This window comes from Pseudomonas sp. ANT_H4 (assembly GCF_008369295.1).
In the GTDB taxonomy this organism is placed as follows: domain Bacteria; phylum Pseudomonadota; class Gammaproteobacteria; order Pseudomonadales; family Pseudomonadaceae; genus Aquipseudomonas.
The window spans coordinates 393,098-418,333 of sequence record NZ_VOBG01000002.1 but is presented as its reverse complement, the minus strand read 5'-3'; the positions used below and the strand labels follow the sequence as shown (position 1 = coordinate 418,333).

23 protein-coding genes are annotated in these 25,236 nt (G+C 58.3%); 17 read left to right on the top strand and 6 right to left on the bottom strand.

Annotated elements, in window-relative coordinates; translation table 11 throughout:
• Nucleotides 1-693: 693 nt before the first annotated feature.
• Nucleotides 694-1,911: an argininosuccinate synthase gene (locus tag FQ182_RS04555; RefSeq protein ID WP_133099687.1), complete on the bottom strand. Its 1,218-nt coding sequence runs from the start codon at nucleotides 1,909-1,911 to the stop codon at nucleotides 694-696.
• Nucleotides 1,912-2,039: 128 nt separating this feature from the next.
• A complete protein-coding gene (locus tag FQ182_RS04550) occupies nucleotides 2,040-2,948 on the bottom strand; it encodes an OmpA family protein (protein WP_149411055.1) in 909 nt (302 codons plus the stop codon).
• A 156-nt stretch (nucleotides 2,949-3,104) separates the two neighbouring features.
• Between FQ182_RS04550 and pyrC the strand changes: the two genes are divergently transcribed.
• Both pyrC and rnt read left to right on the top strand, forming a co-directional pair.
• Nucleotides 3,105-4,151, top strand: a complete 1,047-nt coding sequence (gene pyrC / locus FQ182_RS04545) for a dihydroorotase (RefSeq protein ID WP_149411054.1) — start codon at nucleotides 3,105-3,107, stop codon at nucleotides 4,149-4,151.
• Nucleotides 4,148-4,819, top strand: a complete 672-nt coding sequence (gene rnt, locus FQ182_RS04540) for a ribonuclease T (protein WP_149411053.1) — start codon at nucleotides 4,148-4,150, stop codon at nucleotides 4,817-4,819. The genes pyrC and rnt overlap by 4 nt, the downstream gene beginning before the upstream one ends.
• A 66-nt stretch (nucleotides 4,820-4,885) precedes the next feature.
• Here rnt and FQ182_RS04535 read toward each other — a convergent pair whose 3' ends face one another.
• On the bottom strand, nucleotides 4,886-5,488 hold the full coding sequence (locus tag FQ182_RS04535) for a peroxiredoxin (protein ID WP_133099691.1): 603 nt from the start codon (nucleotides 5,486-5,488) through the stop codon (nucleotides 4,886-4,888).
• A gap of 324 nt (nucleotides 5,489-5,812) precedes the next feature.
• On the opposite strand from FQ182_RS04535, the gene FQ182_RS04530 reads away from it, so the two are divergent.
• A complete protein-coding gene (locus FQ182_RS04530) occupies nucleotides 5,813-6,031 on the top strand; it encodes a bacterioferritin-associated ferredoxin (RefSeq protein ID WP_133099692.1) in 219 nt (72 codons plus the stop codon).
• 199 nt (nucleotides 6,032-6,230) lie between these two features.
• Nucleotides 6,231-6,701 carry a bacterioferritin gene (bfr, locus tag FQ182_RS04525; protein ID WP_149411052.1) on the top strand — a complete coding sequence of 157 codons (471 nt, stop codon included), beginning with the start codon at nucleotides 6,231-6,233 and terminating at the stop codon, nucleotides 6,699-6,701.
• Nucleotides 6,702-6,873: 172 nt separating this feature from the next.
• Here the strand turns inward: bfr and grxD are convergent, their stop codons facing one another.
• On the bottom strand, nucleotides 6,874-7,215 hold the full coding sequence (gene grxD, locus FQ182_RS04520; protein WP_133099694.1) for a Grx4 family monothiol glutaredoxin: 342 nt from the start codon (nucleotides 7,213-7,215) through the stop codon (nucleotides 6,874-6,876).
• Between the two features lie 117 nt (nucleotides 7,216-7,332).
• A complete protein-coding gene (locus FQ182_RS04515; RefSeq protein WP_149411051.1) occupies nucleotides 7,333-9,441 on the bottom strand; it encodes a molybdopterin oxidoreductase family protein in 2,109 nt (702 codons plus the stop codon).
• A 467-nt stretch (nucleotides 9,442-9,908) separates the two neighbouring features.
• On the opposite strand from FQ182_RS04515, the gene argF reads away from it, so the two are divergent.
• A complete protein-coding gene (gene argF / locus FQ182_RS04510) occupies nucleotides 9,909-10,829 on the top strand; it encodes an ornithine carbamoyltransferase (protein WP_149411050.1) in 921 nt (306 codons plus the stop codon).
• Nucleotides 10,826-11,932 (top strand): ABC transporter ATP-binding protein, encoded by a 1,107-nt coding sequence (locus FQ182_RS04505; RefSeq protein WP_149411049.1) that lies wholly within the window; start codon nucleotides 10,826-10,828, stop codon nucleotides 11,930-11,932. The genes argF and FQ182_RS04505 overlap by 4 nt, the downstream gene beginning before the upstream one ends.
• 22 nt (nucleotides 11,933-11,954) lie before the next feature.
• On the opposite strand, the gene ybaK is transcribed toward FQ182_RS04505, so the two are convergent.
• Nucleotides 11,955-12,425, bottom strand: a complete 471-nt coding sequence (gene ybaK / locus FQ182_RS04500; protein WP_133099698.1) for a Cys-tRNA(Pro) deacylase — start codon at nucleotides 12,423-12,425, stop codon at nucleotides 11,955-11,957.
• Nucleotides 12,426-12,808: 383 nt separating this feature from the next.
• Here ybaK and FQ182_RS04495 point away from each other — a divergent pair, with 383 nt between their 5' ends.
• From FQ182_RS04495 to FQ182_RS04445, 11 genes are all read left to right on the top strand, one after another.
• The gene (locus FQ182_RS04495) at nucleotides 12,809-13,666 is read left to right on the top strand and encodes an MIP/aquaporin family protein (protein ID WP_149411048.1); all 858 of its coding nucleotides are present in this window, start codon (nucleotides 12,809-12,811) and stop codon (nucleotides 13,664-13,666) included.
• Nucleotides 13,667-13,744: 78 nt separating this feature from the next.
• The gene (gene glpK / locus FQ182_RS04490; protein ID WP_149411047.1) at nucleotides 13,745-15,250 is read left to right on the top strand and encodes a glycerol kinase GlpK; all 1,506 of its coding nucleotides are present in this window, start codon (nucleotides 13,745-13,747) and stop codon (nucleotides 15,248-15,250) included.
• A gap of 95 nt (nucleotides 15,251-15,345) precedes the next feature.
• Complete coding sequence (locus FQ182_RS04485) at nucleotides 15,346-16,101, top strand: DeoR/GlpR family transcriptional regulator (RefSeq protein ID WP_133099701.1); 756 nt, start codon at nucleotides 15,346-15,348, stop codon at nucleotides 16,099-16,101.
• A gap of 220 nt (nucleotides 16,102-16,321) precedes the next feature.
• Nucleotides 16,322-17,860 (top strand): glycerol-3-phosphate dehydrogenase, encoded by a 1,539-nt coding sequence (glpD, locus tag FQ182_RS04480; protein ID WP_149411046.1) that lies wholly within the window; start codon nucleotides 16,322-16,324, stop codon nucleotides 17,858-17,860.
• A gap of 327 nt (nucleotides 17,861-18,187) precedes the next feature.
• On the top strand, nucleotides 18,188-19,114 hold the full coding sequence (locus tag FQ182_RS04475; protein WP_149411045.1) for a glutamate/aspartate ABC transporter substrate-binding protein: 927 nt from the start codon (nucleotides 18,188-18,190) through the stop codon (nucleotides 19,112-19,114).
• Nucleotides 19,115-19,307: 193 nt separating this feature from the next.
• Complete coding sequence (locus FQ182_RS04470; protein ID WP_149411044.1) at nucleotides 19,308-20,054, top strand: amino acid ABC transporter permease; 747 nt, start codon at nucleotides 19,308-19,310, stop codon at nucleotides 20,052-20,054.
• Nucleotides 20,054-20,725, top strand: a complete 672-nt coding sequence (locus FQ182_RS04465; RefSeq protein ID WP_133099705.1) for an amino acid ABC transporter permease — start codon at nucleotides 20,054-20,056, stop codon at nucleotides 20,723-20,725. The genes FQ182_RS04470 and FQ182_RS04465 overlap by 1 nt, the downstream gene beginning before the upstream one ends.
• The gene (locus FQ182_RS04460) at nucleotides 20,722-21,456 is read left to right on the top strand and encodes an amino acid ABC transporter ATP-binding protein (protein ID WP_133099706.1); all 735 of its coding nucleotides are present in this window, start codon (nucleotides 20,722-20,724) and stop codon (nucleotides 21,454-21,456) included. The genes FQ182_RS04465 and FQ182_RS04460 overlap by 4 nt, the downstream gene beginning before the upstream one ends.
• Before the next feature lie 166 nt (nucleotides 21,457-21,622).
• Nucleotides 21,623-23,524: an ATP-binding protein gene (locus tag FQ182_RS04455; protein WP_149411043.1), complete on the top strand. Its 1,902-nt coding sequence runs from the start codon at nucleotides 21,623-21,625 to the stop codon at nucleotides 23,522-23,524.
• Nucleotides 23,521-24,861 carry a sigma-54 dependent transcriptional regulator gene (locus FQ182_RS04450; protein WP_149411042.1) on the top strand — a complete coding sequence of 447 codons (1,341 nt, stop codon included), beginning with the start codon at nucleotides 23,521-23,523 and terminating at the stop codon, nucleotides 24,859-24,861. Before FQ182_RS04455 ends, FQ182_RS04450 begins: the two co-directional genes overlap by 4 nt.
• 9 nt (nucleotides 24,862-24,870) lie before the next feature.
• The gene (locus FQ182_RS04445) at nucleotides 24,871-25,209 is read left to right on the top strand and encodes a GlpM family protein (RefSeq protein WP_149411041.1); all 339 of its coding nucleotides are present in this window, start codon (nucleotides 24,871-24,873) and stop codon (nucleotides 25,207-25,209) included.
• The last annotated feature ends 27 nt before the right edge of the window (nucleotides 25,210-25,236 follow it).

Genomic DNA, 25,236 nt, shown 5'->3' with positions numbered 1-25,236 from the left:
GCGGCGCCGCCGCTCCTGACCCAAAAGCTCACCACTCTTATCGTTGCTATTAGTCATAAACATAACCGTTTGCCTATCCCTTATCGTAAGGGGGAAACGGTGTCCTGTCTTTCATGGGGCTCGTTCACCCCCAAGCAACAGCAATCAGAGACCCACCCCACAAGGAGATAGGATTTAGCCTACAAAAAAACGTCAGCAAGGGTGTATCGCATGTTATTTGGCCTTTCAGAACATTCCGTAGGCAAACATATTTTGAGTGAAATACTCCTACGCAAAGGGGTTCAGCGTAACCATACCGCACACGAGTTCCAGGCAATGCCCCTTGCTTGCCTTTAACCTTACGCTGCTGACGCGCAGAGCATTAACGTTGCAAATGCTCTCAAGAGAAGTTAGCCGTTAATACCCCTGTAGATCTGACGTATAAGCCAATACCACACACCTATTAATTTTTCCGACATCATGAAGAAGACATCTAAACTTCAATACCTCAATATTTCCTACAGCAAGCCAGGCGAACTAAACGTAGCGACACATAGACAGAGTTGCCAAACCAGTATTTAAAAATAAAACCGATGCGACGCACTGGCTCCTCTCTATCAATAAAACACGATAAACAAAGTTCAGACTCCCAATAATTTTCAGTAAAAAAAAGGCCCCTTAAACAAGGGACCTTTTCACAACAGCTCAAATATTTCAGAACAACTTACGGCCCTTGTTGGCTGCAATGCGCATGCGCAGTGCATTGAGCTTGATGAAGCCGGCCGCGTCTGCCTGATTGTAGGCGCCGCCATCTTCTTCAAAAGTGGCGATATTGGCATCGAACAGCGACTCGTCCGACTTGCGCCCGGTGACGATGACGTTACCCTTGTACAGTTTCAGGCGCACAACACCGCTCACGTGGGCCTGGGAAGCGTCGATCATCTGTTGCAGCATCAGACGCTCAGGGCTCCACCAGTAGCCGGTGTAGATCAGGCTGGCGTACTTGGGCATCAACTCGTCTTTGAGGTGAGCGACTTCACGGTCCAGGGTGATGGACTCGATGGCGCGGTGAGCACGCAGCATGATGGTGCCGCCCGGGGTTTCGTAGCAGCCACGGGACTTCATGCCCACGTAACGGTTCTCGACGATGTCCAGACGGCCAATACCGTGTTCGCCACCGATACGGTTCAAGGTCGCCAATACGGTGGCCGGGGTCATTTCGACGCCGTCCAGCGCGACGATGTCGCCGTTGCGGTAGGTCAGCTCCAGGTACTGTGCAGTGTCAGGCGCGTTCTCCGGGGAGACAGTCCATTTCCACATGTCTTCTTCGTGCTCGGTCCAGGTGTCTTCCAGCACGCCGCCTTCATAGGAGATGTGCAGCAAGTTGGCGTCCATCGAGTACGGGGACTTCTTCTTGCCGTGGCGCTCGATCGGAATGTTGTGCTTTTCAGCGTAGTCCATCAGCTTTTCACGAGACAGCAGGTCCCATTCGCGCCAAGGGGCAATCACTTTCACACCAGGCTTCAACGCATAGGCGCCCAGTTCGAAACGCACCTGGTCGTTGCCCTTGCCGGTGGCGCCATGGGAAATGGCGTCAGCGCCGGTTTCGTTGGCGATTTCGATCAGGCGCTTGGCAATCAGCGGACGTGCAATGGAGGTACCCAGCAGGTACTCGCCTTCATAGACGGTGTTGGCGCGAAACATCGGGAAGACGAAATCGCGGACGAACTCTTCGCGCAGGTCGTCAATGTAGATCTCTTTCACGCCCATGGCTTGCGCCTTGGCACGTGCAGGTTCGACCTCTTCGCCCTGACCCAGGTCAGCGGTGAAGGTCACCACTTCACAGTTATAAGTATCCTGCAGCCACTTGAGGATCACCGAAGTGTCCAGGCCGCCGGAATACGCGAGAACGACCTTGTTTACGTCGGCCATGCCATCACTCCACGGGTTTTACGGAAAGGCGTCGATTCTACCGATCAAAACCGTGAATTTACAGGGGCGCGACAGCAAATGAAGATAAAGCGACAGATTCTGTCGGGCGAGCGACTAATAGCCGCACCTCAGGAGGTGGTGGCGGCGCTACTCGGGGCCTTCGCCTGGGGCGTCGGCTTCTCGGGAGCCGGCACCCGCTCCAGATGAATATTGACCCGGCGATTCTTCGCCCGGTTGCCTGGATTGGTGTTCGGTGCCAGCGGGTAACGTTCACCGTGAAAACGCAGGACAATCTGCGATTCAGGGATACCGTTGGCCTTGAGAAAGTCCATCACCGCCAGGCCGCGACGCCTTGAAAGGTCACGATTGGTCAGGCGATTGCCGCTGTTGTCCGAGTGGCCGTCCAACTCGATATGATTGACGGTCGGATCGGCCTTGATGAATTCCAGCATCACCAACAGCTTGGCCTTGGCAGCGGCGTCCAGATCGATGCCACCACCGGGAAAACCTACCTCGGCCTGTTTGACCTGCTCGAAATTCATCGGCAGCAGTTTCGCGGTACACAACTGGTAGTCGCTGTAGGCTTTGTTGAACTTCACCGGCAATAGACGTATTTCGGAGTAACCCCCATCGCGGCCGTAGTGGCGTACCGTCGGGCTGCGGCCATCGAGCAAGCCATTGAACAAACGCCCGGCCTGGGCTTGGGAGCTGTTGAACAGCACATCACCGCTACCGGCACGCACTGCTCCCAGATTGATATCACCGCGCCCCGGCTGCCACGGCGCTGCTGCCGCTAATAGTGTCGCGGAACCTGCGCCCAGGGAGCCGTTATAGGCTTTCAGGCGAAATGTTGCCTGCTCGCCCGCACGGCGCACGAACTCGCCAGAACCAAAATCGCTGATCGACTGGCTCAAGCGACACTCGAATTTGTCGCCTTCTACCTTCCACTCAATATTCTCCAGACGGGTCTGGAACGTGAGGGCCATCGCGGGCAAGCTGGCGAACACACTGAGCAGGGCTAGATAATGCTGGCGCACGGGAGGCTCCATTGGTTTCTACAACACATCAAGGCGTCATACATCGTTAAGGCATACCCAGGGATATCGGTCGCATCCTGCAAAACTTGATAGCGAGTGCCTGCAAGAGTCTTTTCCGGTAGCATTCCCACCAGATTGACCCGCCTGGAATCCCCAATGTCCGACCGCCTGACCCTGCTGCGTCCCGACGACTGGCATATTCATCTTCGCGATGGTGCAGCGTTGCCCCAAACCGTGGCCGATGTAGCGCGTACGTTTGGCCGCGCCATCATCATGCCTAACCTGGTACCTCCGGTGCGTAACGCCGCGGAAGCCGACGCCTATCGCCAGCGCATTCTCGCTGCACGACCGGCCGGTAGCCGCTTCGAACCGTTGATGGTGCTGTACCTGACCGACCGTACCCAGCCCGAAGAAATTCGCGAGGCCAAGGCCTGCGGCTTTGTCCACGCCGCCAAGCTGTACCCGGCCGGCGCAACCACCAACTCAGATTCTGGCGTGACCAGCATAGATAAGATCCTGCCGGCTATCGAAGCCATGGCCGAGGTCGGCATGCCGTTGCTGATCCACGGCGAAGTCACCCGTGGTGATGTCGACGTATTCGATCGCGAGAAGATCTTTATCGACGAGCATATGCGTCGCGTGGTCGAGCTGTTCCCGACTCTCAAAGTCGTGTTCGAACACATCACCACCGCTGATGCCGTGCAGTTCGTCACCGAGGCCTCGGCCAACGTCGGTGCGACCATCACCGCGCATCACTTGCTGTACAACCGCAACCACATGCTGGTGGGCGGGATTCGGCCGCACTTCTACTGCCTGCCGATCCTCAAGCGAAACACCCATCAGGTCGCACTGCTCGATGCCGCCACCAGTGGCAGCGAGAAGTTCTTCCTCGGCACAGATTCCGCGCCCCACGCCCAGCACGCCAAGGAAGCGGCGTGTGGTTGTGCCGGCTGCTACACCGCCTATGCCGCAATCGAGCTGTACGCCGAGGCGTTCGAGCAACGCAACGCCCTGGACAAGCTTGAAGGTTTCGCCAGCCTCAATGGCCCGCGCTTCTACGGGCTGCCGGCGAATACCGACCGCATTACCCTGGTTCGTGAAGACTGGACCGCCCCAACCAGCCTGCCATTTGGCGAGCTGACCGTAATCCCGCTGCGCGCCGGTGAAACACTGCGCTGGCGCCTGCTGGAGGAACACCCGTGAGTGAAGACCATTTCGACGACGACCAGGAACACGGTGGTGGTGGTTCCCGTCACCCGATGGCCGAGCGTTTCCGTGGCTACCTGCCAGTGGTCATTGATGTAGAAACCGGCGGTTTCAACTGCGCCACCGACGCCTTGCTGGAAATTGCTGCCGTCACCATTGGCATGGATGAACAGGGTTTCGTGTTTCCGGAACACACCCACTTCTTTCGCGTCGAACCGTTCGAAGGCGCCAACATCGAGGCGGCCGCCCTGGAGTTCACCGGGATCAAGCTCGATCATCCGCTGCGCATGGCCGTCAGCGAAGAAACCGCGCTGACCGATATTTTTCGCGGTGTACGCAAGGCATTGAAGGCCAATGGCTGCAAACGCGCCATCCTCGTAGGCCACAACAGCAGCTTCGACTTGGGCTTCCTCAACGCCGCCGTGACGCGCCTGGACATGAAACGCAACCCGTTTCATCCGTTCTCCAGTTTCGACACCGCAACGTTGGCAGGTCTGGCCTATGGCCAAACCGTGCTGGCAAAAGCCTGCCAGGCCGCCGGTATCGACTTCGACGGCCGTGAAGCCCACTCGGCCCGCTACGACACCGAGAAGACCGCCGACCTGTTCTGCGGCATCGTCAACCGCTGGAAACAGATGGGTGGGTGGGAAGACTTCAACGACTGAGGTTAAATCCCGCGCATAAAAAAACCGGCCCTATCAGGCCGGTTTTTTTTGCCGCTAACGTGGCGATTACAGCTTGCTAGCGTTCTCGGTCAGGTAAGCAGCAACGCCTTCTGGCGAAGCGTTCATGCCCTTGTCGCCTTTTTTCCAGTTGGCAGGGCAGACTTCACCGTGCTCTTCGTGAAATTGCAGCGCGTCAACCAGGCGGATCAGCTCTTCCATGTTACGGCCCAGCGGCAGGTCGTTGATGATCTGCGAGCGGACAACGCCCTTGTCGTCTATCAGGAACGCACCACGGAACGCTACGCCGCCTTCGGACTCAACGTCGTAGGCCTTGGCGATGTCGTGCTTCATGTCGGCAGCCATGGTGTATTTGACTTTGCCGATGCCGCCATCATTGATGGCAGTGTTGCGCCAGGCGTTGTGGGTAAAATGGGAGTCGATGGAAACGGCTACCACTTCAACATTACGCGCCTTGAAATCGTCCATGCGGTGATCCAGAGCGATCAGCTCCGATGGGCAGACGAAGGTGAAGTCCAGCGGATAGAAGAACACCAGGCCGTATTTGCCTTTGATGGCTTCAGACAGCTTGAAGCTGTCAACGATTTCGCCATTGCCGAGGACGGCAGGTACATCGAAATCCGGGGCCGGTTTGCCGACGAGTACGCTCATTGGATATCTCCTGATGCAGTGCTGATAAAAGCATGATTGAAGTAAAAAAGGACCCGCTCCAGTCTGCCTTGGGTAAACGACAGGACTGTGACGCGATCACGCTTCGTGAAGACCGACCATCATACACGGCCACTTTGAGCTGTCCTTAGTGGATTTTCCAAATCCCCTGCGCGGGCAGAATGATGGCAAAACGCCCTGCGCACAAACCGTTCATCGGTAAGGGAGCGCTCTAGCCAGGAGCTGATAGAAACTATTTTGACAATCATTCTCGTTAACATTAAGATCTATCGCACTTAAGCCTCAAACCCGCGATGGTTCTCCCTTATGTATGTCTGCCTCTGCACTGGCGTCACCGACGGACAAATCCGCGAAGCAATCTACGAAGGTTGCTGCAGCTACAAAGAAGTGCGTGAAACCACCGGCGTTGCTAGCCAATGCGGCAAATGTGCCTGCCTGGCCAAGCAAGTGGTACGGGAAACCCTGACGAAGCTGCAAAGCGCCCAGGCTGCGATCCCCTACTCTGCAGAATTTACACACGCATAATTGGCGTGTTTTAAAGAACCGGACTTAGTGTCCGGTTTTTTTATGCCCGCAATTCAATCAGTTACCGTCAAGACGCGGAACAAAAACATTCTTATTCCGATTAATTTTCATATATTATTCAATAACTTAGGTTTGACAGTAATCATTGCGCCGCTCAAACTCCTGCCTATATACAGCGAATATAGGGCAGGACCCCATCATGAAAGGCGACGTTACAGTCATCCAGCATCTCAACAAAATTCTTGCCAATGAACTGGTCGCGATCAATCAGTACTTCCTGCATGCGCGCATGTATGAAGATTGGGGCCTGGAAAAACTGGGCAAGCACGAGTACAAAGAATCGATCCAAGCCATGAAGGACGCGGACAAACTGATCAAGCGCATCCTGTTCCTGGAAGGCCTGCCGAACGTCCAGGACCTGGGCAAGCTGCACATCGGTGAGCACTCCCAGGAAATGATTACCTGTGACCTGAACTTCGAGCGCAAGAGCCACACCAACCTGAAGGCCGCCATCGCTCATTGCGAAACCAAGGGCGACTTCGGCAGCCGCGAGTTGCTGGAAGATATCCTTGAAGACCAGGAAGAGCACATCGACTGGCTGGAAACCCAAGTCGGCCTGATCGACAAAGTAACGATCGAGAATTATCTGCAATCGCAGATGGGTGAATAACCCAAGGATCGAGCTTGCTCGCGAAGAGCGTTAACGATAACGCAGCGCATCTGGTGTTTCGCGGTGCCTATAAATTCTTCGCGAGCAAGCTCGCTCCCACAAGTTAGCCACTAAAAAGCCCCGCTCTCTTATGGAGAAGCGGGGCTTTTTTATTGCCGGCGCCTAAAACAAATCAGGCTTCGGTCTTGTTTGCAGCAGCCGCTTCAACAGCCGCCTTGATAGTGGTCTGCAACGAACCGTCAGCCGCCATCTCGGTCATGATATCGCTACCGCCGACCAGCTCACCGCCGACCCACAGCTGCGGGAAGGTTGGCCAGTTGGCGTACTTCGGCAGGTTGGCGCGGATTTCCGGGTTCTGCAGGATATCCACGTAAGCAAACTTCTCACCGCAAGCCATCACGGACTGGGCGGCCTTCGCGGAAAAGCCACACTGGGGGGCATTCGGCGAACCTTTCATGTAAAGCAGAACCGTGTTGCTGGCAATCTGCTCTTTAATCGTTTCGATGATATCCATGGAGCACCTCGGCTGGAACTTTGCGACTCACGGGTCGGCACGGTGGCGCATTGTAACGCAAAGCCTGGCGTGGTGCTCGGACTCCCCGACGGACAAGTCACCACCCCACCTCCACTGTCACGCCGCAACCACCTGCACCGGCACGCCGTTCAACGCCGCATTGCCCGACAGCTCATCCAACTGCCGCTCATCCGTCAGGTCATTGGCGCTCGCCCCTGGCTGCCCGCTGGCGATGGTCATCTGTACCCCGGGGCGACCATGCCCCCAACCGTGAGGCAAGCTGACCACACCCGCCATCATGTCCAGGCTGGCCACTACTTCCACTTCAATCATGCCAATGCGCGAACTCACGCGAACCCGCTGACCGTCACTCAACTGGCGGCTGGCAAGGTCATCGGGATGCATCAGCAACTGATGCCTAGGCTTGCCCTTCACCAAGCGATGGTAGTTATGCATCCACGAATTATTACTGCGCACGTGACGACGACCAATCAGCAGTAACTCATCAACCGCAGGCAGTGGCTGCGCGGCAAAGCGCACCAGGTCCGCGAGAATCACCGCTGGCGCCGCCTGTACCCGGAGATTGGCCGTTTTCAGTCGAGCAGCCAGGTTGGCTTTCAGCGGCCCCAGGTCAAGGCCATGGGGATGATCGGCCAACGCCGCTACCGACAACTTGTGGCTGGAAGTATCACCGTAGGCACCGGCCCTCAGGCCGAAGTCGATCATCTGCGACGGCGCCATGGTCGGCTTGAGTACGTTGCCGGTTTTCGCTGCAAACGCCTGGGCCAAGCCAACAAAGATTTCCCAATCATGCAGCGCGCCCTCGGGCTTGGGCAAAATCGCGCGATTGAACCGCGTGACATTGCGCACCGCGAACATATTGAAAGTGGTGTCGTAATGATCGTTTTCCAGGGCCGAGGTGGACGGCAGGATCAGGTCGGCATAGCGCGTGGTTTCGTTGATATAGAAGTCGATGCTGACCATGAACTCAAGACCATCCAAGGCCTGCTCCAGTTGCCGCCCGTTGGGTGTGGACAACACCGGATTGCCCGCTACCGTTACCAGGGCGCGGATTTGCCCTTCGCCTTCGGTGAGTATTTCTTCAGCCAGTGCCGACACCGGCAACTCGCCGCTGTACTCCGGACGCCCGGAAACGCGACTCTGCCAGCGATTAAAATGCCCGCCAGAGGTCGCCGCCACCAGGTCCACCGCAGGTTCGGTGCACAACGCACCACCTACGCGGTCAAGATTGCCGGTAACCAGGTTGATCAACTGCACGAGCCAATGGCACAACGTGCCGAACGCTTGGGTCGAGACGCCCATGCGGCCATAACAGACGGCCTTGTCCGCTGCCGCAAAATCCCGCGCCAGCTGACGAATCTGCTCGGCCGGCACCGCGCACTGGCGGCTCATCGCCTCGGCCGTGAAGCCTGAAATGGCGCGACGCACTTCATCCAGCCCGTCTATCGGCAGGTGGCTGTCACGGGTCAGGTTCTCGGCAAACAGCGTATTGAGCAGCCCGAACAACAACGCGGCATCGCCACCGGGACGAACGAACAGATGCTGGTCAGCCATCGCCGCTGTCTCGCTGCGGCGCGGGTCGACCACCACCACTTTACCGCCATGGGCCTGGATGGCTTTCAGGCGCTTTTCCACATCTGGCACGGTCATGATGCTGCCGTTGGACGCCAACGGGTTACCGCCGAGGATCAGCATGAAATCGGTGTGATCGATGTCTGGAATCGGCAGCAACAAACCATGGCCGTACATCAGGTGACTGGTCAGGTGATGAGGCAACTGGTCCACCGAGGTGGCGGAAAAGCGGTTGCGTGTCTTCAACTGGCCAAGGAAATAGTTGCTGTGGGTCATCAAGCCATAGTTATGCACGCTGGGATTACCCTGGTACACCGCGACCGCATTTTGCCCGTGACGGGCCTGAATCCCCGCCAGCCGCTCGGCCACCAGGGCGAAGGCCTCATCCCAGGGGATCGGCTGCCATTCGCTACCGACCCGCAGCATCGGTTGATGCAAGCGGTCCGGATCGTTCTGGATATCTTGCAGGGCCACAGCCTTGGGGCAGATATGACCGCGACTGAAACTGTCCAGTGGGTCGCCCTTGATTGAGGTGATGGTCATGCTGCCATCTTCTCCCTGAGTGGTTTCCAGGGTCAGGCCGCAGATGGCTTCGCACAGATGGCAGGCACGGTGATGGAGAGTCTTGGTCATAGCCAGTCTCTTTTATTGGGGGCAGCGTCGTCGAGGTGAGCGCTTTGGCTAAAAATATGGCCCGCCACTGACAACGGCGCCAGCAACGTTCGTCGCGTGAATCGAAGGGCATCAGGCCAGGCCATGGCGAAGCATTAGAAAACGTTTCAAAAACGTCCGACATATCCCTCTTCAGCCACTTAAACCGACGCAGCCTGGCCCGCGCCCGCCTTCGCGCATTGCAAAGTTGCGCGACGCCAGTGTACAAATGACCCGCTGCTGTCAGGAAACAGGCTTCAAAAGCGCTATCCCCGCTCCTTTGAACACCCCTAAAAACCGTAGCCTATTGGTAAGGCGCGACATTTAATGTCAATATCGCGCCTCCCCCTATTTCGTCGCCCTGTGCGGCTTTCGCCGCAGGTCTCGCCCGTTTTCAAAATAAACCAGGCTTTGAGCATCTGCGGTCTGTTGCAAAAAGGTAGTTAATGATGAGCGCAAGGCACTTTCTCTCCCTGATGGATTGCACGCCCGAAGAGCTGGTCAGTGTGATCCGTCGAGGCATTGAGCTTAAAGACCTGCGTAATCGCGGTGTACTGTTCGAGCCTTTGAAAAACCGCGTACTCGGGATGATCTTCGAGAAGTCGTCGACCCGCACCCGTTTGTCCTTCGAAGCCGGCATGATCCAGCTCGGCGGCCAGGCTATTTTTCTGTCGCCTCGGGACACCCAGTTGGGCCGTGGCGAGCCGATCAGCGATTGCGCCATTGTCATGTCGCGCATGCTCGATGCAGTGATGATCCGCACCTTCGCCCATAGCACCCTCACCGAGTTCGCTGCCAACTCCCGGGTACCGGTGATCAACGGCCTGTCCGATGACCTGCACCCGTGCCAGTTGCTGGCCGACATGCAAACTTTCCTCGAACATCGCGGTTCGATCCAGGGCAAGACCGTGGCCTGGATCGGCGATGGCAACAACATGTGCAACAGCTATATAGAAGCGGCGATCCAGTTCGACTTCCACCTGCGCATCGCTTGCCCTGAAGGCTTTGAGCCCACTGCCGAATTCCTCGCCAAGGCCGACGGCCGTGTGCAGATCGTTCGCGATCCGCAGGACGCCGTAGTCGGCGCGCACCTGGTCAGCACCGATGTCTGGACCTCCATGGGCCAGGAAGACGAAACCGCCAAGCGCCTGACTTTGTTCGCGCCGTTCCAGGTTACCCGCGCCCTGCTCGACCTCGCGGCGCCGGACGTGTTGTTCATGCACTGCCTGCCCGCCCACCGTGGCGAAGAAATCAGCCTCGACCTACTGGATGACCCACGCTCGGTGGCCTGGGACCAGGCGGAAAACCGTCTGCATGCCCAAAAGGCCTTGCTGGAACTCCTGGTCCCGCCTGCGTACCACCACGCATGAGCCAGCCATTACTGCTTAATCTGCGCAACCTGGCCTGCGGTTATCAGGGCCAACGGGTGGTGCAAAACCTCAATCTGCACCTCAACGCCGGCGACATTGGTTGCCTGCTGGGCTCCTCAGGGTGCGGCAAGACCACCACTCTGCGGGCGATTGCCGGCTTTGAGCCGGTGCACGAAGGGGAAATCAGCCTGGCCGGTGAAGTCATCTCCAGCGCCGGCTTTACCCTGGCGCCGGAGAAACGTCGCATCGGCATGGTTTTCCAGGACTACGCATTGTTTCCTCACCTCAGCGTGGCCGACAACATCGCCTTTGGCATTCGCAAGCACCCGCAAAAAACGCGAGTAGTTGAAGAACTGCTGGAGCTGGTCAACCTCAAGAGCCTGGGCAAGCGCTTCCCCCACGAGCTGTCCGGCGGCCAGCAACAGCGCGTAGCTCTGGCCCGGGCACTGGCCCCCGAACCGCAACTGCTGTTACTGGATGAACCGTTCTCCAACCTCGACGGCGAACTGCGGCGCAAGCTCAGCCATGAAGTGCGCGATATCCTCAAGGCTCGAGGCACCAGTGCGATTCTGGTGACCCATGATCAGGAAGAAGCCTTCGCGGTCAGCGACCATGTCGGTGTGTTCAAGGAAGGCCGCCTGGAACAATGGGATACGCCCTACAACCTCTACCATGAGCCGCTGACGCCCTTTGTCGCCAGCTTCATTGGCCAGGGTTACTTCATTCGTGGCCAGTTGAACACGCCGGAATCGGTGACCACCGAGCTGGGTGAACTGCAGGGCAACCGCGCCTATACCTGGCCGATTGGCGGCGCGGTGGATGTGCTGCTGCGCCCGGATGACATCGTCTATGCACCAGACAGCACATTAAAAGCGCTAATCGTCGGCAAGACCTTCCTCGGTGCGTCGACCTTGTATCGCCTGCAACTGCCAACCGGCGCACAGCTGGAGTCGATTTTCCCCAGCCATGCTGACCATCAAGTCGGTACCGAGGTTGGCATTCGCGTGGCAGCTGAACATCTGGTGCTGTTCCAGGCGTCGGGCAGCACGGCGGCGCACATTCCTCAGGTTGACTCAGGTGTGCGGCGCTACAGCACCGTGTAGAAGCTCGCTCTTACAGAAAGCATCAAGCCCGGCCAATTTCCGCGAACTTGGCCTGGGTATGCTCGGCCAACGCTGCCGCTGCCAACTCCACCTCAAGCCCCCTCCTCCCCGCACTGACAAAAATCGTCGCGAACGGCTGCGCCGTCACATCGATAAAAGTGCGCAAGCGCTTCTTCTGCCCCAGTGGGCTGATCCCGCCCAGCAAATAACCAGTGGATCGTTGCGCCGCTGCAGGATCAGCCATCTCGACTTTTTTCACCCCCGCAGCCTGAGCCAGCGCTTTTAAATCCAGACTTCCGACGACTGGCACCACCGCCACCAACAACTCACCTTTTTCGCTGCTGGCAAGCAGGGTCTTGAACACCTGTGCCGGATCAAGTCCCAATTTCTCTGCGGCCTCCAGGCCATAAGAGGCCGCCTTGGGGTCATGTTCGTAACTGTGAATGCGATGTTCGGCACGAACTTTTTTCAACAGGTCCAATGCAGGCGTCATGAGAGCTCCAGGCTTGGGGCAAACGTGGAAAAACTGATGGTCAATTCTAGGCCATGCCACCGCAAAAGGCTCTAGTCCGAAGCGCTCTGCGGCTCACCCGCGCAAATCCTGACAGCACTTTGGGCGAGCCTGACCACGTATTCGCCACGATCATTCACGAGACCAATAGTTAGAAAATGACTGACAGTTCACTTTCGACCTTTGACAGCCGTGTTTCTTGTCTATATTTTTTCGTTTCCGAATGCTGTAGGAATAGCGCCTCAGTATCCAAGCAGTAAGCCGCGAACAGGATGGAGATCCTCGCCACGGTGAAAATCGCGCTTCTTTTGCAAAGAGCCTCCGTGAGGCAAAGCGCCAGACAACAACAAAAACAGAGGTTTTCAATGACAACTGCTCTTCAACAGCCTTCACTCTCAAGCCAATGCATGGCCGAATTCCTGGGGACTGCGCTGCTGATCTTCTTTGGTACCGGTTGTGTTGCCGCGCTCAAGGTCGCGGGTGCCAGTTTTGGCTTGTGGGAAATCAGCATCATCTGGGGGATCGGCGTCAGCATGGCGATCTACCTGAGCGCCGGCATTTCCGGGGCTCACCTCAATCCAGCCGTCAGCATCGCCCTGTGTATTTTTGCCGATTTTGAAAAGCGCAAACTGCCGTTCTACATCATCGCCCAAGTCGCTGGCGCCTTCTGTTCCGCCGCGTTGGTTTACACGCTCTACAGCAATCTATTTTTCGATTACGAACAAACCCACCATATGATCCGTGGCTCCCAGGCCAGCCTGGAGTTGGCGTCGGTGTTCTCCACTTACGCTCATCCACTGCTGACTACCGCTCAGGCCTTCCTGGTTGAAATGGTCATCACCGCAATCCTGATGGGCGTGATCATGGCCCTGACTGATGACAACAACGGCTTGCCGCGCGGCGCTCTGGCCCCGCTGCTGATCGGTTTGCTAATCGCCGTGATTGGCAGCGCCATGGGCCCGCTGACCGGGTTTGCGATGAACCCGGCTCGTGACTTCGGCCCCAAGCTGATGACCTTTTTCGCCGGCTGGGGTGAAATGGCCTTCACCGGCGGGCGCGACATTCCCTATTTCCTGATTCCGATCTTTGCACCGATTGTCGGTGCCTGCCTCGGCGCTGCGGCTTATCGCGGGTTGATTGCCCGGCACCTGCCCAACGCCGCACCTGCTACAACTGATGCAACTGATACCGCCGCCGCCAGCGGTAAAACCCGAACGTCCTGAAAACGCTAGCCTGAGTCTTACTGCCCTTTGCATCCCAGGCTACTTACTCACTTCTTTTTTCCGTCCAAGGCAATCGACATGACCGACATTCAGAATAAGAACTACATCATTGCCCTCGATCAGGGCACGACCAGTTCCCGGGCGATCATTTTTGATCGTGACGCCAACGTGGTCTGCACTGCCCAGCGTGTATTCACCCAGCATTACCCCCAACCTGGCTGGGTCGAACATGACCCGATGGAAATCTTCGCCACCCAGAGCGCGGTAATGGTCGAAGCCTTGGCACAAGCCGGCCTGCACCATGACCAGGTTGCCGCCATCGGCATCACCAACCAACGTGAAACCACCGTGGTCTGGGACAAGGTCACCGGCCGCCCGATCTACAACGCCATTGTCTGGCAGTGCCGCCGCAGCACCGAAATTTGCCAACAGCTCAAGCGCGACGGCCATGAGCAATACATCAGCGACATCACCGGCCTGGTCACAGACCCGTACTTCTCCGGCACAAAACTCAAGTGGATCCTCGACAACGTCGAAGGCAGCCGCGAACGCGCGCGCAACGGCGAGCTGCTGTTCGGGACCGTCGACAGCTGGCTGATCTGGAAATTTACCGGCGGCAAGACCCACGTCACCGACTACACCAACGCCTCGCGCACCATGCTCTTCAACATCCACACCCTTGAGTGGGATGCGAAGATGCTGGATATCCTCGATATCCCCCGCGAAATGCTGCCTGAAGTGAAATCCTCTTCAGAGATTTATGGTCACACCAAAAGCGGCATCGCTATCGGCGGTATCGCCGGCGACCAGCAAGCAGCACTGTTCGGCCAGATGTGCGTAGAACCAGGCCAGGCGAAAAACACCTACGGCACCGGCTGCTTCCTGCTGATGAACACCGGCGACAAAGCGGTCAAGTCCAAGCACGGCATGCTCACCACTATCGCTTGCGGCCCCCGTGGTGACGTGGCCTACGCCCTGGAAGGCGCCGTGTTCAATGGCGGTTCCACAGTGCAATGGTTGCGGGACGAGCTGAAAATCATCAACGACGCCCATGACACCGAATACTTCGCCAGCAAAGTCAAAGACAGCAACGGCGTGTACCTGGTCCCGGCCTTCACCGGCCTGGGCGCACCGTACTGGGACCCCTATGCCCGTGGTGCGCTGTTCGGCCTGACCCGTGGCGTACGAGTGGATCACATCATTCGTGCAGCACTAGAGTCGATTGCCTACCAGACCCGCGACGTACTCGACGCCATGCAGCAGGATTCCGGCGAACGCCTCACATCCCTGCGGGTGGACGGCGGCGCGGTAGCGAACAACTTCTTGATGCAGTTCCAGGCCGATATTCTCGGCACTCAGGTGGAACGTCCGCAAATGCGCGAAACCACCGCACTGGGCGCCGCCTACCTGGCTGGCCTGGCTTGTGGCTTCTGGGGCAGCCTGGACGAGTTGCGCGGCAAGGCGGTAATTGAGCGCGAATTCGAGCCGCAGCTTGAAGACGCAGTGAAGGAAAAACTCTACGCCGGCTGGAAAAAAGCCGTCAGCCGCACCCGCGACTGGGAACCCCACGAAGGCGCCGAATAAGCCAAGCGCTGGACCCATATAGGGTTGTAACTGGCAGGGAGCAGATTCCTGCGTCATCATGGGCCACTTTTGTACGGCAGCCCAAAGGACGCCCCATGAATCTGCCTCCCCGCCAGCAGCAAATCCTCGAACTGGTCCGCGAACGCGGCTATGTGAGTATCGAGGAAATGGCGCAGCTGTTCGTTGTCACCCCGCAAACCATCCGCCGTGATATCAATCAACTGGCGGAAGCTAACCTGTTGCGCCGCTACCATGGCGGCGCGGCCTATGATTCCAGCGTTGAAAACACCGCGTACGCTATGCGTGCCGATCAGATGCGCGACGAGAAACAGCGCATAGGCGAAGCCATTGCCGCGCAAATCCCCGATCACGCCTCGCTGTTTATCAATATCGGCACCACCACCGAATCCATCGCCAAGGCGCTGCTCAATCACAGCCACCTGAAAATCATCACCAATAACCTCAACGTCGCCATGATGCTCAGCGCCAAGGACGACTTCGACGTGCTGCTGACCGGCGGCAACGTGCGTCGTGACGGCGGCGTGGTGGGCCAGGCCAGCGTCGATTTCATCAACCAGTTCAAGGTCGACTTTGCCTTGGTGGGCATCAGCGGCATCGATGAAGACGGCAGCCTGCTCGACTTCGACTACCAGGAAGTGCGGGTTTCCCAAGCGATCATCGCCAATGCACGCAAGGTAATCCTCGCGGCGGACTCCAGCAAATTCGGGCGCAATGCCATGATTCGCCTGGGACCGATCAGTTTGATTGATTGTTTGGTCACAGATCAGCAGCCGGTACCGGCGTTGCTGCAACTGCTCAATCAGAACAAGATTCGCCTGGAAGTGGTTTAAGCAACACCCCATACCTCTCTGTGGCGAGGGGGCTTGCCCGCTCGCCAACGCAGCAACTCACACACCCATCGCAGTGTTCACAAATTTTCCTTTCCCCACCCTTCGATCAGTATTTTCAATCGAAGTTGGCTGGCTGTGCCCGCGTTTATGAGCTACCATTTTCGAAAATGAACATTAATGTTCGAATTCAAATATGAAAAAAAGATCGTGAGGCCAGCCGATGACCCCTTCTACCTTGCCTGCTCCACCGCTTGCCGAAGTCTATGACGTTGCCGTTATTGGCGGCGGGATCAATGGCGTCGGCATTGCAGCAGACGCAGCCGGTCGCGGTTTGTCAGTATTCCTTTGCGAAAAGGACGACCTGGCCAGCCACACCTCCTCCGCCAGCAGCAAGCTGATCCACGGTGGCCTGCGCTACCTTGAACATTACGAGTTCCGTCTGGTGCGTGAAGCCCTGGCTGAACGGGAAGTGCTGCTGGCCAAGGCCCCGCACATCGTCAAGCAAATGCGCTTTGTCTTGCCGCACCGCCCGCACCTGCGTCCGGCTTGGATGATTCGAGCCGGTCTGTTCCTCTATGACCACCTCGGCAAACGGGAAAAACTCGAAGGCTCCAAAAGCCTCAAGTTCGGCCCGGACAGCCCGCTGAAAAGCGAAATCACCAAAGGCTTCGAATACTCCGACTGCTGGGTCGACGACGCACGCCTCGTGGTGCTCAACGCCATGGCCGCGCGGGAAAAAGGTGCCCACGTCCACACCCAAACCCGTTGTGTCAGCGCCCGTCGCTGCAAGGGCCTGTGGCACCTGCACCTGGAACGCGCCGATGGCAGCCTGTTTTCGATCCGCGCCAAGGCGCTGGTGAACGCTGCCGGCCCATGGGTCGCCAAGTTCATCAAGGATGACCTGAAGCTCGATTCGCCCTACGGTATCCGCCTGATCCAGGGCAGCCACCTGATCGTGCCGAAGCTGTATGAAGGCGCCCATGCGCACATCCTGCAGAACGAAGACCAGCGCATCGTCTTCACCATTCCGTACCTGAGCCACTTCACCATCATCGGTACTACCGACCGCGAGTACACCGGCGATCCCGCGAAAGTGGCGATTACCGAGGGTGAAACCGACTACATGCTCAAAGTGGTCAACGCCCACTTCAAGAAACAACTGAGCCGCGACGACATCGTCCACACCTATTCCGGCGTGCGTCCGCTGTGCAACGACGAATCCGACAACCCGTCGGCCGTGACCCGCGACTACACCTTGGCTCTGTCCGGCGGTACCGATGAGGCGCCACTGCTGTCGGTGTTCGGCGGCAAGCTGACCACCTACCGCAAACTGGCAGAGTCGGCGCTGGCGCAGCTGGCCCCGTACTTCAAGAATATCAAACCAAGCTGGACCGCCAAGGCGACCCTGCCCGGCGGCGAAGACATGACTACGCCAGAAGCCTTGGCCGAGGCTATCGGCAGCAAGTTCGACTGGATTCCCAGCGAGATCGCCCGACGCTGGTCCACCACCTATGGCAGCCGTACCTGGCGCCTGCTGGAAGGCGTGCAATCGCTGGCCGACCTGGGCGACCACCTCGGTGGCGGCCTGTACACCCGGGAAGTCGACTACCTGTGTGCCGAAGAATGGGCCCTGCACCCGCAGGACATCCTCTGGCGCCGCAGCAAGCTGGGCCTGTTCACCACCGCGCAAGAACAGGAAAGCGTGCAGCGCTACCTGACCAAGGTGGAGCAGAACCGCAGCAAGATTGAAGCGGCCTGATTGATCGACCGTCACCAAGCCCCTGCACCGAAAGGTTCAGGGGCTTTTTCATACCTTTCCAGGGATTCGGTTTTCCGAACACCATAAGCCGAACCATTCGGTTTGCCGGATCGCGACACTATAAAAATCCGTTCATATAAAATTAATCTACTTATAAATCAAATAGTTAACCTTTTATATCGAGCCTGGCACGACTCATGCTCTACACTTCTGGTGCAATTGCCTGAGATGCCTCAGGAGCCGTCATAGGCATTCGCTGTAGCTGTGTATATAAAAATGGCCGTCTTAACCGGCTTCATAAAAAAAACAAATGTCGAGGAAGTATTGATGCGCATCGTTCCCCATCTTTTGGGCGCAGCTATCGCTGCAGCTCTGATTAGCACTCCAGTTTTCGCCGCCGAACTCACCGGCACACTGAAGAAAATCAAAGAGTCCGGCACCATCACTCTGGGCCACCGCGACGCTTCCATTCCGTTCTCCTACATTGCGGACGCATCCGGCAAGCCAGTGGGCTACTCCCACGACATCCAATTGGCAATCGTTGAGGCCATCAAGAAAGACCTCGACATCCCGGACCTCAAGGTCAAATACAACCTGGTCACCTCGCAAACCCGTATCCCGCTGGTGCAGAACGGCACCGTGGACGTCGAGTGCGGCTCCACCACCAACAACGTAGAGCGTCAGCAACAAGTCGACTTCTCCGTCGGCATCTTCGAAATCGGTACCCGTCTGCTGTCCAAAAAGGACTCGATCTACAAGGATTTCGCTGACCTCAAGGGCAAGAACGTGGTGACCACCGCCGGCACCACGTCCGAGCGCATCCTCAAGTCCATGAACGCCGACAAGCAAATGGGCATGAACGTCATCTCCGCCAAGGACCACGGTGAATCCTTCCAGATGCTGGAAAGTGGCCGTGCCGTTGCTTTCATGATGGACGACGCACTGCTGGCTGGCGAAATGGCCAAGGCCAAGAAGCCAACCGACTGGGAAGTGACCGGCACTGCGCAATCCTACGAAATCTACGGTTGCATGGTCCGCAAGGGAGACGCTCCGTTCAAGAAGGCTGTGGACGACGCGATCGTCGCGACCTACAAGTCGGGCGCGATCAACACTATCTACACCAAGTGGTTCAGCTCACCGATCCCGCCAAAAGGCCTGAACCTGATGTTCCCGATGAGCGACGAGCTCAAGGCCCTGATCGCTAATCCGACCGACAAAGCGGCTGACGACAAGACGGCCGAAAAAAAGTCCTGATTCCGAACTAACCTTATCTCCTGAGGGGGCCAAACCTCCCTCAGGCGTCTGTTACTACCTGCTGGCTTTTTTTGGAACACTCGACCTGGTGGTTTTCGAGCCGATCGTGTGTGCCTGACGATCAACGTCGGGCGGGAATGGATTTTTCCCAAGCGGGTGCTTGTACATCGATCGAACTTGAGGGGAGACCCTAATGAATTACAACTGGGACTGGAGCGTGTTCTTCAAGTCCACCGGCGTGGGCAGCGAGACTTATCTCGACTGGTACATCTCCGGATTGGGCTGGACCATCGCCATCGCCATCGTCGCGTGGATCATCGCCTTGCTGCTGGGCTCCATACTCGGCGTCATGCGCACCGTGCCTAACCGCATCGTATCGGGCATCGCGACCTGCTACGTGGAACTGTTTCGTAACGTGCCGCTGCTGGTTCAGCTGTTCATCTGGTACTTCCTGGTGCCCGACCTGCTGCCGCAGAACCTGCAAGACTGGTACAAACAAGACCTCAACCCGACCACCTCGGCCTACCTGAGCGTTGTCGTGTGCCTGGGCCTGTTCACCGCCGCCCGTGTGTGCGAACAAGTGCGCACCGGCATCCAGGCGCTGCCACCAGGCCAGGAGTCTGCTGCCCGAGCCATGGGCTTCAAGCTGCCGCAAGTCTACTGGAACGTGCTGCTGCCCCAGGCTTACCGGATCATCATTCCACCGCTTACCTCGGAATTCCTCAACGTCTTCAAGAACTCCTCCGTGGCGTCCCTGATCGGCCTGATGGAACTGCTGGCGCAAACCAAACAAACCGCCGAGTTCTCGGCCAACCTGTTTGAAGCCTTCACCCTGGCCACGCTGATCTACTTCACCCTGAACATGAGCCTGATGCTGCTGATGCGCGTGATCGAGAAGAAAGTCGCAGTGCCCGGCTTGATTTCCGTGGGGGGTAAATAATGGACTTCGATTTCAGCGGCATCATCCCGGCTATTCCAGGTTTGTGGAACGGCATGGTCATGACCCTGCAACTGATGGTCATGGGCGTGGTCGGCGGGATTGTCCTCGGCACGATCCTGGCGCTGATGCGCCTGTCCTCCAGCAAGCTGATGTCTCGCGTGGCCGGCGCCTATGTGAACTACTTCCGCTCGATCCCGCTGCTGCTGGTGATCACCTGGTTCTACCTGGCGGTACCGTTCGTGCTGCGCTGGATCACCGGCGAAGACACGCCGATCGGTGCGTTCACTTCCTGCGTCGTGGCTTTCATGATGTTCGAAGCGGCGTACTTCTGCGAAATCGTGCGGGCCGGCGTGCAGTCAATCGCCAAGGGCCAGATGGCCGCCGCGCAAGCCATGGGCATGACCTACAGCCAGACCATGCGACTGATCATCCTGCCCCAAGCGTTTCGCAAGATGACGCCGCTGTTGCTGCAACAGAGCATCATCCTGTTCCAGGACACCTCGCTGGTGTACACCGTCGGCCTGGTGGACTTCCTCAATGCTTCGCGAGCCAATGGCGACATCATCGGTCGTTCCAATGAGTTCCTGATTTTCGCCGGTGTCGTCTACTTCATCATCAGCTTTGCCGCCTCGCTGCTGGTCAAGCGTCTGCAAAAAAGGTTTGCCGTATGATCTCTATCAAGAACGTCAACAAGTGGTATGGCGACTTCCAGGTGCTGACCGATTGCAGCACCGAGGTCAAGAAAGGCGAAGTGATCGTGGTGTGCGGGCCTTCCGGCTCGGGCAAGTCCACCCTGATCAAGTGCGTCAACGCCCTGGAACCGTTCCAGAAGGGTGACGTGATCGTCGATGGCACCTCCATCGCCGATCCGAAGACCAACCTGCCAAAGCTGCGTTCGCGTGTGGGCATGGTGTTCCAACACTTCGAACTGTTCCCGCACCTGACCATCACCGAAAACCTGACCATCGCGCAGATCAAGGTGCTGGGTCGCAGCAAGGAAGAAGCCACCCAGAAAGGCCTGCAACTGCTGGAGCGCGTCGGTCTGTCGGCCCATGCCCACAAGCACCCTGGCCAGCTCTCCGGCGGCCAGCAACAACGTGTGGCGATTGCCCGCGCCCTGGCCATGGACCCGATCGTCATGCTGTTCGACGAACCGACCTCGGCCCTGGACCCGGAAATGGTCAACGAAGTACTGGACGTGATGGTGCAACTGGCCCAGGAAGGCATGACCATGATGTGCGTGACCCACGAAATGGGCTTCGCCCGTAAGGTGGCCGACCGCGTGATCTTCATGGACCAGGGCAAGATCATCGAAGACTGCCAGAAAGAAGAGTTCTTCGGCGACATCAGCGCCCGCTCCGAACGTGCGCAGCACTTCCTTGAGAAAATCCTGCAGCACTAAAAAGCCAAGCCGCAACTCGCCCCTCCCTGTAGGAGCAAGCTTGCTCGCGAAAGACCTCAACGATAACGCGTGCATCCTGGATAAACGCGGTGTCCTTGAGTTCTTTCGCGAGCAAGCTCGCTCCTACAGAAGCCAGGCGAACGGTAGCTGACCCAAGGCATCTGTGATGAAATGCGACCCCACTCTCTATCGCGCCGCGCCGCCATCCCTTGCCGTGAAGCCTCGTCTGATTCGCCAATTGTTCCTGCCACCGTTGATCATCCTGCTGATGATCGGCCTGGGCTATATCGGCTTCTGGACCAGCGAATACTATGGGATCCGTGCCCTGAGCGAGAACGGCGAGCGCCAGTTGGAACTGCACGCACGAACCGTCGAGAGTGAGATCAGCAAATACACCTACCTGCCCAGCCTGCTGGAGCTGGAGTCCAGCGTCTCCAGGCTGCTGGCCGACCCGAATCCAGAACACCGGCAGAAGGTCAACGATTACCTCGAAGGCCTGAACCGGCGCAGCCGCAGTCGGGCCATTTATGTGATGGACACCACCGGCCGCGTGCTGGCCACCAGCAACTGGCGCGATGTCGACAGTTACCTGGGCGAAGACCTGTCCTTTCGCGCCTACTTCCAGAATGCCGTACGCGGCCAGCCCGGCCGTTTCTATGGCATCGGCAGCACCAATGGCGAACCCGGCTACTACCTGGCCCATGGGTTGGAAGAACACGGCAAGATCATCGGCGTAGCGGTGGTCAAGGTTCGCCTGGAAGCGTTGGAAGAACGCTGGCAGCGGGCGCGCCTAGAAGCCTTCGTCAGTGACGAGAACGGCATCATTATCCTGTCCAGCGACCCGGCCCGCCGCCTCAAGGCCCTACGCCCCCTGAGCGAAGACACCAAGGAACGCCTGGCCCGCAGCCTGCAATATTACTGGGCGACCCTCAACGAACTGCAACCCCTGGCCCGCGAGCAACTGAACGAAGGTACGGAAAAACTGACCTTCCCGGCCAACAGCGAGGTGGTGGCCGACGACAAGGAAGTCAGCTACCTGGCCCAGACCCGGCCCCTGAGCGACACGCCCTGGAACTTCACCCTGCTCACGCCCCTGAAAGATCTGCGCCAGGCAGCAGTCAATCAAGGCATTCTTGTGGCCGTGGCCTTTGCCTTGGTGGCCTTCCTGCTGATCGCCTGGAATGAGCGGCGCAAGGTTATCGCCACCCGCCTCGCCGCCCGGGAAGCCTTGCAGGAAGCCAACAACCAACTGGAACGACGGATTGCCGAGCGCACCACCGACCTGCGCGCCAGCAACGAGCGGCTCAAGGCGCAGATTCGCGAACGGCGCCAGGCCGAAGAAACCCTGCGCCGAGCCCAGGACGAGCTGGTCCAGGCCGGAAAACTGGCAGCCATCGGCCAGATGTCCACCAGCATCGCCCATGAATTGAACCAACCGCTGGCGGCCCTGCGAACCTTATCCGGCAATACCGTGCGCTTTCTGGAGCGCGGTGCCCTGGATACCGCCAGCGCCAACCTCAAGACCATCAACGAACTGATCGACCGCATGGGTCGCATCACCGCCAGCCTGCGCTCCTTTGCTCGGCGCGGTGACGACCAAGGTGAAGCCAGCCTGGGCAAGGCGGTAGATGCCGCCTTCCAGGTACTGGGCAGTCGCCTGGACAGCCTGCCGATAACCCTGCACCGCGACTTCGCCAGCGTGCAATTGCTGATCGACCAGACCCGTCTGGAGCAGATTCTGGTCAACCTGATCGGCAACGCCCTGGACGCCATGCAGGCGCAACCGGCCCCGCAGCTGTGGCTGGAAGGCAAGACCGTTGACGGTAAATACCGCCTGCGGGTACGCGACAACGGTCACGGTATCGACCCCGAGGCCCGCAAGCATTTGTTCGAACCATTCTTTACCACCAAACCCGGCGAGCTGGGCCTGGGCCTGGGCCTGACCCTTTCGGCCAGCCTCGCAGCGGCCACCGGCGGCAACCTCGCCGTCGAGCACCCGACCGGTGGCGGTACTGCCTTTGTCCTGAGCTTGCCCCTGGCGAGCCCTCATCAAGCCGAGTCGAAATGAACACCGACCTAAACACCGACCTGACCGTCCTGATCGTCGAAGACGATCCCCATGTGTTGCTCGGCTGCCAGCAAGCCCTGGCTCTGGAGGACATTCCAAGCGTTGGCGTGGGCAGCGCCGAAGAGGCCCTGACCCGGGTCGGCGAAAATTTCGCTGGCATTGTCATCAGCGATATTCGCCTGCCCGGCATTGATGGGCTGGAGCTGTTGACCCGCCTCAAGGCCCTGGACAAAAGCCTGCCGGTGGTGCTGATTACCGGTCACGGCGATATCTCCATGGCTGTCGGCGCGATGCGCGATGGCGCTTATGACTTCATGGAGAAACCCTTCTCCCCCGAGCGCTTGGTGGACGTCGCCCGACGCGCCCTGGAGCAACGCGGGCTGGCACGGGAGGTCTGGTCGCTGCGTAGGCAACTGGCCGAGCGCGACTCGTTGGAAGGCCGGATCATCGGCCGTTCACCCGCCATGCAGAACCTGCGGGAGTTGATCGCCAACGTCGCCGACACCTCGGCCAACGTGCTGATCGAAGGTGAAACCGGAACCGGCAAGGAACTGGTCGCTCGCTGCCTGCATGATTTCAGCCGTCGCCATTCCCAACAATTCGTCGCGTTGAACTGCGGTGGCCTGCCGGAGAACCTGTTCGAAAGCGAAATTTTCGGCCACGAAGCCAACGCCTTTACCGGCGCCGGCAAGCGCCGTATCGGCAAGATCGAACATGCCCACAACGGCACGTTGTTCCTCGATGAAGTGGAAAGCATGCCGCTGAACCTGCAAATCAAACTGCTGCGGGTCTTGCAGGAGCGCACCCTGGAACGCCTGGGCTCGAACCAGAGCGTGGCGGTGGATTGCCGGGTGATCGCCGCCACCAAGTCCGACCTCGATGAGCTGAGCCGCGCCAACCAGTTTCGCAGCGACCTGTATTACCGCCTGAATGTGGTGACCCTGGAACTGCCGCCTTTGCGTGAGCGCCGGGAAGACATCCTGCAACTGTTCGAGCATTTCCTGCAGCAGTCGTCCCTGCGTTTCGACCGTACCGTGCCGGACCTGGACAACCAGACCCTGTCCAACCTGATGAGCCTCGACTGGCCAGGCAACGTGCGCGAACTGCGCAACGTCGCCGAACGCTTCGCCCTGGGGCTGCCGGCCTTCAAGAAAAGCGGCGCCAGCAGCGACAACCACGGCCTGGCCTTTACCGAAGCGGTGGAAGCCTTTGAACGCAACCTGCTCAGCGACGCCTTGCAACGCAGCGGGGGCAACCTGACCCAGGCCAGCCAGGAACTGGGGATGGCCAAGACCACCCTCTTCGACAAGGTCAAGAAATACGGTCTGAGCCACTAGGAGCGCGTTGTGGATTTAGTATTTAAAGCCGCCTTGGGCGCTGGCGTGGTGCTGATTCTCGCAGCGCTGGCCAAGACCAAAAACTATTACATCGCAGGCCTGGTGCCGCTGTTTCCGACCTTTGCACTGATCGCCCATTACATCGTCGGCAAAGGCCGGTCGGTGGATGACTTGAAGACCACCATCGTGTTTGGGATGTGGTCGATCATTCCGTACTTTGTGTACCTGGCGACGTTGTATGTGATGGTGGACCGGATGCGGCTGGAGGCATCGCTGGCTGTCGCCGCGGTGGCGTGGTTGATGGCGGCGACGGTGTTGGTGACGGTGTGGGTCCGCATTCACGCCTGACTTTGCGGGGTCAGTTCAAAGCATGGG

Coding starts and splice junctions, on each gene's coding strand:
- FQ182_RS04450 (WP_149411042.1), top strand. CDS start 23,521: ATGAACACCGACCTAAACACCGACCTGACCGTCCTGATCGTCGAAGAC.
- FQ182_RS04465 (WP_133099705.1), top strand. CDS start 20,054: ATGGACTTCGATTTCAGCGGCATCATCCCGGCTATTCCAGGTTTGTGG.
- FQ182_RS04485 (WP_133099701.1), top strand. CDS start 15,346: ATGAATCTGCCTCCCCGCCAGCAGCAAATCCTCGAACTGGTCCGCGAA.
- ybaK (WP_133099698.1), bottom strand. CDS start 12,425: ATGACGCCTGCATTGGACCTGTTGAAAAAAGTTCGTGCCGAACATCGC.
- FQ182_RS04475 (WP_149411045.1), top strand. CDS start 18,188: ATGCGCATCGTTCCCCATCTTTTGGGCGCAGCTATCGCTGCAGCTCTG.
- FQ182_RS04495 (WP_149411048.1), top strand. CDS start 12,809: ATGACAACTGCTCTTCAACAGCCTTCACTCTCAAGCCAATGCATGGCC.
- FQ182_RS04535 (WP_133099691.1), bottom strand. CDS start 5,488: ATGAGCGTACTCGTCGGCAAACCGGCCCCGGATTTCGATGTACCTGCC.
- glpK (WP_149411047.1), top strand. CDS start 13,745: ATGACCGACATTCAGAATAAGAACTACATCATTGCCCTCGATCAGGGC.
- bfr (WP_149411052.1), top strand. CDS start 6,231: ATGAAAGGCGACGTTACAGTCATCCAGCATCTCAACAAAATTCTTGCC.
- FQ182_RS04470 (WP_149411044.1), top strand. CDS start 19,308: ATGAATTACAACTGGGACTGGAGCGTGTTCTTCAAGTCCACCGGCGTG.
- glpD (WP_149411046.1), top strand. CDS start 16,322: ATGACCCCTTCTACCTTGCCTGCTCCACCGCTTGCCGAAGTCTATGAC.
- FQ182_RS04460 (WP_133099706.1), top strand. CDS start 20,722: ATGATCTCTATCAAGAACGTCAACAAGTGGTATGGCGACTTCCAGGTG.
- argF (WP_149411050.1), top strand. CDS start 9,909: ATGAGCGCAAGGCACTTTCTCTCCCTGATGGATTGCACGCCCGAAGAG.
- FQ182_RS04555 (WP_133099687.1), bottom strand. CDS start 1,911: ATGGCCGACGTAAACAAGGTCGTTCTCGCGTATTCCGGCGGCCTGGAC.
- FQ182_RS04505 (WP_149411049.1), top strand. CDS start 10,826: ATGAGCCAGCCATTACTGCTTAATCTGCGCAACCTGGCCTGCGGTTAT.
- grxD (WP_133099694.1), bottom strand. CDS start 7,215: ATGGATATCATCGAAACGATTAAAGAGCAGATTGCCAGCAACACGGTT.
- FQ182_RS04515 (WP_149411051.1), bottom strand. CDS start 9,441: ATGACCAAGACTCTCCATCACCGTGCCTGCCATCTGTGCGAAGCCATC.
- FQ182_RS04530 (WP_133099692.1), top strand. CDS start 5,813: ATGTATGTCTGCCTCTGCACTGGCGTCACCGACGGACAAATCCGCGAA.
- pyrC (WP_149411054.1), top strand. CDS start 3,105: ATGTCCGACCGCCTGACCCTGCTGCGTCCCGACGACTGGCATATTCAT.
- FQ182_RS04455 (WP_149411043.1), top strand. CDS start 21,623: ATGAAATGCGACCCCACTCTCTATCGCGCCGCGCCGCCATCCCTTGCC.